The 8628-nt window shown below is 64.5% G+C and carries 8 protein-coding genes; 4 read left to right on the forward strand and 4 right to left on the reverse strand.

What is annotated here, in order from left to right; genetic code table 11:
* Together H928_RS27505 and H928_RS27510 are read left to right on the forward strand one after the other, a co-directional pair.
* A partial coding sequence (locus tag H928_RS27505; protein ID WP_043339904.1) for an iron ABC transporter permease occupies positions 1 to 494 on the forward strand: 494 nt, incomplete at its 5' end.
* A 12-nt stretch (positions 495 to 506) separates the two neighbouring features.
* Positions 507 to 1373, forward strand: coding sequence for a heme ABC transporter ATP-binding protein (locus tag H928_RS27510; protein ID WP_021026836.1), 867 nt, complete (start codon positions 507 to 509; stop codon positions 1371 to 1373).
* A 40-nt stretch (positions 1374 to 1413) separates the two neighbouring features.
* Here the strand turns inward: H928_RS27510 and H928_RS0112605 are convergent, their stop codons facing one another.
* Both H928_RS0112605 and H928_RS0112610 read right to left on the reverse strand, forming a co-directional pair.
* Positions 1414 to 1869 (reverse strand): hypothetical protein, encoded by a 456-nt coding sequence (locus tag H928_RS0112605; RefSeq protein ID WP_148293148.1) that lies wholly within the window; start codon positions 1867 to 1869, stop codon positions 1414 to 1416.
* Between the two features lie 217 nt (positions 1870 to 2086).
* Positions 2087 to 2899, reverse strand: coding sequence for a pyruvate, water dikinase regulatory protein (locus H928_RS0112610; RefSeq protein ID WP_021026838.1), 813 nt, complete (start codon positions 2897 to 2899; stop codon positions 2087 to 2089).
* Positions 2900 to 3467: 568 nt separating this feature from the next.
* On the opposite strand from H928_RS0112610, the gene ppsA reads away from it, so the two are divergent.
* Entirely contained in the window at positions 3468 to 5861 is a 2394-nt protein-coding gene (ppsA, locus tag H928_RS0112615; protein WP_021026839.1) for a phosphoenolpyruvate synthase, read from the forward strand.
* A 130-nt stretch (positions 5862 to 5991) separates the two neighbouring features.
* Here ppsA and wrbA read toward each other — a convergent pair whose 3' ends face one another.
* Positions 5992 to 6591 (reverse strand): NAD(P)H:quinone oxidoreductase, encoded by a 600-nt coding sequence (gene wrbA, locus H928_RS0112620; RefSeq protein WP_021026840.1) that lies wholly within the window; start codon positions 6589 to 6591, stop codon positions 5992 to 5994.
* Between the two features lie 185 nt (positions 6592 to 6776).
* Positions 6777 to 7667 (reverse strand): LysR family transcriptional regulator, encoded by an 891-nt coding sequence (locus H928_RS0112625; RefSeq protein ID WP_021026841.1) that lies wholly within the window; start codon positions 7665 to 7667, stop codon positions 6777 to 6779.
* 162 nt (positions 7668 to 7829) lie between these two features.
* Between H928_RS0112625 and H928_RS27515 the strand changes: the two genes are divergently transcribed.
* Positions 7830 to 8628 (forward strand): MFS transporter (locus tag H928_RS27515; protein ID WP_239644951.1); only part of this gene is annotated, 799 nt, incomplete at its 3' end.

Below are 8628 nucleotides of genomic sequence, written 5' to 3' on the forward strand. Positions count from 1 at the left end.
TGTCCACCGATGAGCAGCTGCGCAACCTGCAGCTGTGGCTCATGGGCAGCCTGGGCAGCACGCGCTGGCCGGTGGCCATGGCGACCTGCGCCGTGGTGGCCGTGGCCCTGCTGATCGCCCAGCGCCTGGCCCAACCCCTCAATGCCATTGCCTTGGGCGAGGCCCAGGCCAGCCTGATGGGCGTGGGGGTGGAGCGCACCAAGCGCCTGGCCGTGGTGCTGGCCGCCCTGGTCGTGGGTTGCATCACGGCCGGCTGCGGCATGGTTGGCTTTATCGGTCTCGTGGCCCCGCACTGGGTGCGCATGCTGGCCGGGCCGGACCACCGGGTGGTGCTGCCCGCATCGGCCTTGCTGGGCGCTGCGATGGTGGTGTTTGCCGATGCCTTTGCGCGCACGGTGGTGGCGCCGGCCGAGCTGCCGCTGGGCGTGCTGACCGCCCTGGTCGGCGTGCCGCTGTTTTTGGCCATGCTGCGCCAGTTCCGGCGCCAGCTCTGAGGGAGGCTGCAGATGTTCAATCCCTTCAAAACTTGGGGCGCTGCCAAGCGGCCTGCGCCGCAGTCCGCATCCAGCGGGCCCGTCAGCAGCTGGCGCCTGGAGCACCTGGCCGTCGGCGTGCCCGGCGGCGATACCCTGGTGAGCCTGCACACCCGCATTGAGGCAGGCCGGGTCACCGCCATCGTCGGGCCCAATGGCGCGGGTAAATCCAGCCTGCTGAGCACGATGACGGGCCAGTGGCAGCCCCATGGTGGTCAGCTGCTTTTTGATGGGCAGCCGCTGGCACGCTGGTCGTCCGAGCAGCTGGCGCTGCGCCGCGCGATGATGATGCAGGACGGTGGCGTGGCCTTTGACTTTACGGTGCAGGAGGTGGTGGAGCTGGGGCGCTATACGCACCGGCTCCAGCCCAGCGCCGATGAGGCCGGCATTGTGGAGCGTGCGATGGCGCTGACCCAGGTCAGCGCCTTTGCCCAGCGCAGCGTGCGCAGCTTGTCAGGCGGGGAGCGGGCGCGCACGCATCTGGCGCGGGTGCTGGCCCAGCTCTGGGAGCCAGCAGCCTGCGGCGGCGCGCGCTGGCTGCTGCTTGACGAGCCCACCGCTGCGATGGACCTGGCCTGGCAGCACCAGACCATGGCTTTGCTGCGCGACTGGGCGCATGCGGGGCCGTCTGCCGGGGTGGGTGTGATTGCCGTGGTGCATGACATGAACCTGGCATTGCGCTATGCCGACGATGTGCTGCTGGTGCATGGTGGCGGCTGCCTGCATGGCACCGTACATGAGGTGTTGACACCCGAGACCATTGCCCAGGTCTGGGGCGTGGGCTGCTTTGCCACCCAGGCGCCGGATGGCACGGCCCAGTATCTGTTCGCGCAAACTTAAGCGGGCCTCAGCCCGCCGAGTTGGCTGATTGCGTGCTTGCTTATTCCAGCGGCTCGTCGTCGGGCGTGCACTGGCGCTTCAAGCTCTGCGCCTCATAGTCCAGCGTCTGCTTCATCGCGCCGCCCAGCAGGGCTGCATCGATGTGCAGATGAAAGTTGTCACCGGTATTGGTTTGCTTGGCCTGGGCCGTCAGCATCTTGCCGCAGGTCACCGTCCAGCTCTTGTTGTTCTTGTCCAAGAGCTTGCTGTCCTTGATGCGGCACTGGCTGAAATGCTTGGACAGGATCAGATCGGGGTAGAGAAAGCCTTCCTTGTCCACCAGCTCGGGGCCAATGCAGCGGTCCTTGGTGCGGGGGGCCTTGGCGGGTTTGTTGCCGATGGCCGATTTGGTCTCGGTCACGGAAAAAGCGCCCGGCTGGGCGGCTTGGGCGGGCAGGGCGGCCAGCAGCGCGGCACAGAGGCCGGCGCTGGCGATCCAGGTCAAAGTTGTGTTCATGCTTGAACTCCTGAGCGGCGGCCCATCCACACGGGGCCGTGATCGCTTGGTTATAGCAGGCGCGCATGCGGCCTGCTGTAAAGCTGTGCGAAGCAAGGGTAACGTTGCGCATCCCTACCGCGCAGCGTTAGGGAAAAAGCCAGGGGCCGCGATGGGCAGCCATCAGCAGCCATCAGCAGCAATGGGCAGCGATTGGCAGCGATTGGCTGCGCGCCGCTCACTCGTCCTGCTTGAGGTCCTGCAGCACCACGGCGGCAATCTCTTCGATGGACTTGTGCGTGGTCGACAGCCACTGGATGCCGGCGCGGCGCATCATCGATTCGGCCTCGGCCACTTCCATGCGGCAGTTCTGCAGGCTGGCGTAGCGCGAGTCGGGGCGGCGCTCATTGCGGATCTGGGACAGGCGCTCGGGGGCAATGGTCAGGCCAAAGATCTTCTTCTTATAAGGCAGCAGCGCCGGGGGCAGCTGCTGGCGGTCAAAGTCTTCGGGGATCAGCGGGTAATTGGCCACTTTGAGGCCAAACTGCATCGCCAGGTAGAGGCTGGTAGGCGTCTTGCCGCTGCGGCTCACCCCCACCAGGATCACATCGGCACCGGCCAGGTCATGGTTGGTCTGGCCGTCATCGTGCGCCAGGCTGAAGTTGATCGCCTCCATGCGGTCAAAGTATTCCTTGCTCTCGCTGATATCGGTAAAGCGGCCAATGCGGTGGTGCGACTTGGCGCCCAGCTCGTCTTCCAGCGGCTGGACAAAGGTGGCAAACATGTCCATCACCAGGCCCTTACAGTGCTCATGCACCACCTTGACCGTCTCGGGTTCGACCAAGGTTGTGAAAACAATGGGCTTTTTGCCTTCCTTGTCGGCCGTGTGGTTGATCTGGTGCACGGCCTGGTGGGCCTTGTCGACCGTGTCCACAAAGGGCAGGCGCACCGCACGGGTGGTGATGTCGAACTGCTTCATGATGGCGCGGCCAAAGGTCTCGGCTGTCACGCCGGTGCCATCAGAGATAAAGAAAATGGTGCGTTGGTGCATGTTGGGCCTAAGAACCTGTTTACGATCTCCTCGCGCCGCGACAGTGTCTTTGCGAGATGGGATGCGAGGCGCAATACCGCAGCAATAGCCATGCTATTGCGAGGATTTGCAACGACGCAGACCGCTCGCAAAGCCACTGTCCCGAAGGGTTGGAGTGAAATCGGGCGATTTCTGCGCGCTGGCTCTTGCTTGCACCCCGGTGCAAGCTGCGAACCAGCCCTTCGAACTCATCCCGATTGCACTCCAACGCGGCTGCGTAGAGATCGTAAACAGGTTCTAGGGCTACATCGGCGGTAACGGGCGAATTCTGTCGCAGGCGGTGGACGGTTGCCTGCGGGGTTTGTCATTGTTGACCACGGTGTTCAGCAAGTCGCAAGCAAAACGGCGGCGGCACGCCTACAATGACGCCCATTATTCACATTTCCCGCATGTACTCCGGCCTACCAGTACAAATACAAAGCCAGATGTCCGAGCCCGCAGCGGCCGGGCAGGAGTCTATGCGTGCGTGCCATTGCCCCCACTGCGGCCATGGGCGCCCGAGCCAGTTTTTAACTTCCGGAGCTTCACCATGTCCAACCTCTACAGCGCGACCGCCCTGGTCGTACCGTTTGAGAACCTGAGAATGACCGACGTCGAGGTCGTAGGCGGCAAGAACGCCTCGCTCGGCGAAATGATCTCGCAACTGCCGCAAGGCGTGCGCGTGCCGACCGGCTTTGCCACGACGGCCCACGCCTTCCGCGAGTTCCTGGCCCACGAAGGCCTGGCTGACAAGATCAGCGCCAAGCTCGCGGCGCTGGATGTGGACGATGTGCGCGCGCTGGCCCAGGTCGGTGCCGAAATCCGAGCCATGGTCGAGGCCCAGCCTTTCCCGCTCGATCTGCAAAAAGCCATTGCCGAGGCCTTTGTGACTCTGCAAGCGGGCAATACCGAGGCCTCCTTTGCCGTGCGCTCGTCAGCTACCGCAGAAGACCTGCCTGACGCCTCTTTCGCCGGCCAGCAAGAAACCTTCCTCAACGTGGTGGGCATCGACGATGTGCTGCACAAGATGAAGGAAGTGTTTGCCTCGCTCTACAACGACCGCGCCATCTCCTACCGCGTGCACAAGGGCTTTGAGCACGACGTGGTGGCCCTGTCGGCCGGTGTGCAGCGCATGGTGCGCTCGGACAAGGGTGCCGCAGGCGTGATGTTCACCATTGACACCGAGTCGGGCTTTGACCAGGTGGTCTTCATCACCTCCAGCTACGGCCTGGGTGAGACCGTGGTGCAGGGCGCCGTGAACCCGGACGAGTTCTATGTGCACAAGCCCATGCTCGAAGCGGGCAAGCAGGCGCTGATCCGCCGCAACCTGGGCTCCAAGCTGCTGCAGATGGTGTTTGCAACGCCTGAAGAAAAAGCCGCCTCCGGCAAGCTGGTGAGCACCACCGATGTCAGCCCCGAGCTGCGCAACCGCTATTCGCTGACCGATGCCGAAGTGCAGGAGCTGGCGCAGTACGCGCTGGTGATCGAGAAGCACTATGCCCGCCCGATGGACATCGAATGGGGCAAGGACGGTACCGACGGCAAGCTCTACATTCTGCAGGCACGCCCTGAGACGGTGAAGAGCCAGTCCAAGGGCCAAGCCGAGCAGCGCTACAAGCTCAAGGGCAGCGGCACCGTGCTGGCCGAAGGCCGCGCGATTGGCCAGAAGATCGGCACCGGCCGTGTGCGCCTGGTCTCCGACATCTCGCAGATGGACCAGGTCGAAGCCGGCGATGTGCTGGTGACCGACATGACCGATCCGAACTGGGAGCCGGTGATGAAGAAGGCGGCGGCCATCGTCACCAACCGTGGTGGCCGTACCTGCCACGCCGCGATCATTGCGCGCGAGCTGGGCATCCCTGCCGTCGTGGGCTGCGGCAATGCCACCGAGCTGCTGAAGAACGGCACCCTGGTGACGGTCAGCTGCGCAGAAGGCGACACCGGCCGCATCTATGACGGCCTGCTCGAGACCGAAGTGACCGAGGTCAAGCGTGGCGAAATGCCTCCGATCAAGACCAAGATCATGATGAACGTAGGCAACCCCCAGCTGGCCTTTGACTTTGCCCAGCTGCCCAACGACGGCGTGGGTCTGGCACGTCTGGAATTCATCATCAACAACAACATCGGCGTGCACCCCAAGGCCATCCTGGACTACCCGGCTGTCGATGCTGATTTGAAGAAGGCCGTCGAATCTGTGGCCCGTGGCCATGCCTCGCCGCGCGCTTTCTACGTGGACAAGATCACCGAAGGGGTGGCAACGATCGCTGCGGCGTTCTACCCCAAGCCGGTCATCGTGCGCATGTCGGACTTCAAGTCCAACGAGTACCGCAAGCTGATCGGTGGCAGCCGCTACGAGCCCGATGAAGAAAACCCAATGCTGGGCTTCCGTGGTGCAGCGCGCTATATCTCCAAGGATTTTGGCGAAGCCTTCAAGATGGAATGCGAGGCCTTGAAGCGCGTGCGCAACGACATGGGCCTGACCAATGTCAAGATCATGATCCCCTTCGTGCGTACCCTGGACCAGGCCAAGCGCGTGACCGAGCTGCTGGCGGCCAATGGTCTCCAGCGCGGCGAGAACGGCCTGGAAGTCATCATGATGTGCGAAGTGCCCTCGAACGCCATCCTGGCCGATGAGTTCCTGGAGTACTTCGACGGCTTCTCGATCGGCTCGAACGACCTGACCCAGCTGACCCTGGGCCTGGACCGTGACTCCGGTCTGGAGCTGCTGGCTGCCGACTTTGACGAGCGCGACCCTGCCGTCAAGAAGATGCTCGAGCGCGCCATCACCGCCTGCCTGGCCCAGAACAAGTACGTCGGTATCTGCGGCCAGGGCCCTTCGGACCACCCTGACTTTGCGCAGTGGCTGGCGGACAAGGGCATTGCCTCGATCTCGCTGAACCCCGACAGCGTGATTGACACCTGGCAGCGCCTGGCCGCCAAGTAAGCGGCACTGCCCTGCCACCAGCACGGTGGCAGGCGCCTCACAAGGCGTCAAAATCAAAAAGCCAGTCAGAACCTCTGACTGGCTTTTTTACGTTCTCGGGATGCTGCAGCCGGCCAGGCCGGCTAAAGGCTCAGGCGCTCAGCTTGGCGGCCAGTGCGGCGACCTTGGCGCCCTGGGCAAAGGCCAGTTCCAGCTCGGGGGCGGAAGGCTGGCGCGAGCCATCGGCACCGGCCAGCGTGGCGGCGCCGTAGGGCGAGCCGCCCTTGGCCTGGGACAGGTCAAACTGCGAAGGCAGGCCAAAGCCGGCGGGCACGATCACCATGCCGTGGTGGGCCAGGGTGTTCCAGAACGAGGTGACGGTGGTTTCCTGGCCGCCCAGGGTGCCGGTGGAGGTGAACACGCTGCCGACCTTGCCCGACAGCGCGCCCTTGGCCCAGAGGCCCCCGGTCTGGTCGAGGAAACTGCGCATCTGGCCGCTCATATTGCCAAAACGGGTGGGGGTGCCAAAGATGATGGCGTCGTAGTCGGCCAGCTCGGCGGGCGTGGCCACAGCTGCGGCCTGGTCCACCTTGCCGCCGGCGGCCTGGAAGGCTTCCTGGGGCATGGTTTCTGGCACGCGCTTGATGGCGACCTCGGTGCCCGCCACGCTGCGCGCGCCTTCGGCGATCTTGCCGGCCATGGTCTCGATGTGACCGTACATGGAATGGTAGAGAACCAGAACTTTAGCCATGGTGAATATTTCCTTTGTCGATAAATACGGACCGCAACCGCGGTGAGGAGCGCCTGCTTGCGATCTGTTTTTGGCGCCTGTATCCACTGTAGGGCTTGGCTGCTGGTTTGGGGTGCCGCTGGTTTGAACGCAGCGTTGCATGGATTTGAACAATCGCTGCCAGCCCGCCCGCCGGCCGACCGCCATCACCAGGCGCTGCGCCCCAGCAGCAGCTTGCACAGCGCCTGCACCTTGGGTGAGGCATGGCGTGTGCGCGGGTAAACCAGCGACAGCTCGCGGCTGCGGCCTTCGAGCGTGGGCAGCAGCCGCTCCAGCCGGCCATCGGCCAGTGCATCGCGCACCGCAAAGCCCATCACCTGGGCGACGCCCAGGCCGGCAATCGCGCCTTCTATCAAGGGGTCACCGCTGTCAAAGCGGATGGCATGGGGCGCGGGCCAGTCGATGGTGCTGCCATCGGGCTGGCGAAACTGCCAGGGCACGGCAAAACCCCGGTAGTGGTTGTAGACCGAGAGGCAGCGGTGTGTCGCCAACTCTTCCAGGTTCTGTGGCCGGCCATGGCGGGCCGTGTAGGCGGGAGAGGCCACTGTCACCCAGTTTAGCGGCGGCAGCGGCCTGCCGATCATGCGGCTGTCGAGCAGGGGGCCGATGCGCACCGCGGCGTCATAGCCCTCGTCCACCATGTCCACCAGGCGGTCGGTAAAGATGGCCTCGATCTGCAGGCCCGGGTACTGCTGCAGCAACTGGCCGAGCAGGGGCGTCAGCACCACGCGGCCCAGCACCGAGGGCGCCGTCATGCGCAGCACGCCGGTAGGCTCGCAGCGCCGGTCCAGCAGCTGCTGCCTGGCATCGTCCAGCCCGGCGATCAACGCGGCACTGCGGTCCACCAGCAGGCAGCCATCGGGGGTGAGTGACACATTGCGGGTATTGCGGTGGAGCAGGCGCGTGCCCAGGTCGGTCTCCAGCTGCGCAATGGCGCGGGAGATGCGCGACTGCGTGGTGCCCAGGCAGTGCGCGGCCTGGGTAAAGCTCTTGTGCTCGGCCACCTTGATCAGCATCTGTACTGCGTTCAAATCCATGGGGCTGCTCCTGCCAACTATTGATTCATTTTTGCATAAGTAAAAGATGGGTTTGCTATTTATCTTCGTTATTGATTTAAATACCATGCTGCCATGACCGGTCATCACCCGCCTGCAGCTGCTGCCCCAGCACTGCAGGTTCGTATGTTTTGGAGTGATGAAGTGACCCTTGAAAAACCTTTGCACCCCGCTGGGGTGCTGCGCCATCCGCGTGCCGCGCTGGCCTTGCTGTCGTTTGCGCAGCTGCTGATTGCGCTCGATGCGACGATTGTCTTTGTTGCGCTCGACGCCATGGGCCAGCAGCTGCAGCTCGATGCCCGCCACCTGCAATGGGTCATCAGCGGCTACAGCGTGGCCTTTGGCGGCTGCCTGCTGCTGGGCGGGCGCTGCGCCGATCTGCTGGGCCAGCGCCGCATGTATGTGGCAGCGATGGCGCTGTTTGGCCTGGCCTCCTTCGCTGGCGGCTTTGCGCAGCTGCCCTGGCAACTGGTGGCAGCGCGTGCCGGGCAAGGCGTGGCAGCGGCGCTGCTGTTCCCGGCCACCTTGTCGATGATCAATACCTTGTATGCCGCAGGCGCTGAGCGCAACCGCGCGCTGGCCGTGTGGAGCATGGCCAGTGCTGGCGGCCTGGCGGCCGGTGCCTTGCTGGGCGGCCTGCTCACCCAGACCCTGGGCTGGCACTGGGTGCTCTGGGTGCTGGTGCCAATTGCCTGGCCCTGCGCGATTGCCGCAGGCCGCTACCTGCCGGCGATGCCTGCAGTGCCCGCTGCGCAGCGGCGTTTTGACCTGCTGGGCTGCATCAGCGTGACCGTGGGTGCCAGCGCCTTGGTGGCGCTGCTGGTGCAGGGCCCGCAATGGGGTTGGGCTGACTGGCGCACGGCGGGCCTGCTGCTGCTGGCGCTGGCCGCGCTGGGCCTGTTCTGGCGCACCGAGGCGCGGGTGGCAGCGCCCTTGATGCCAC

This window comes from Comamonas sp. B-9 (genome assembly GCF_000410635.1).
GTDB lineage: Bacteria > Pseudomonadota > Gammaproteobacteria > Burkholderiales > Burkholderiaceae_C > Comamonas.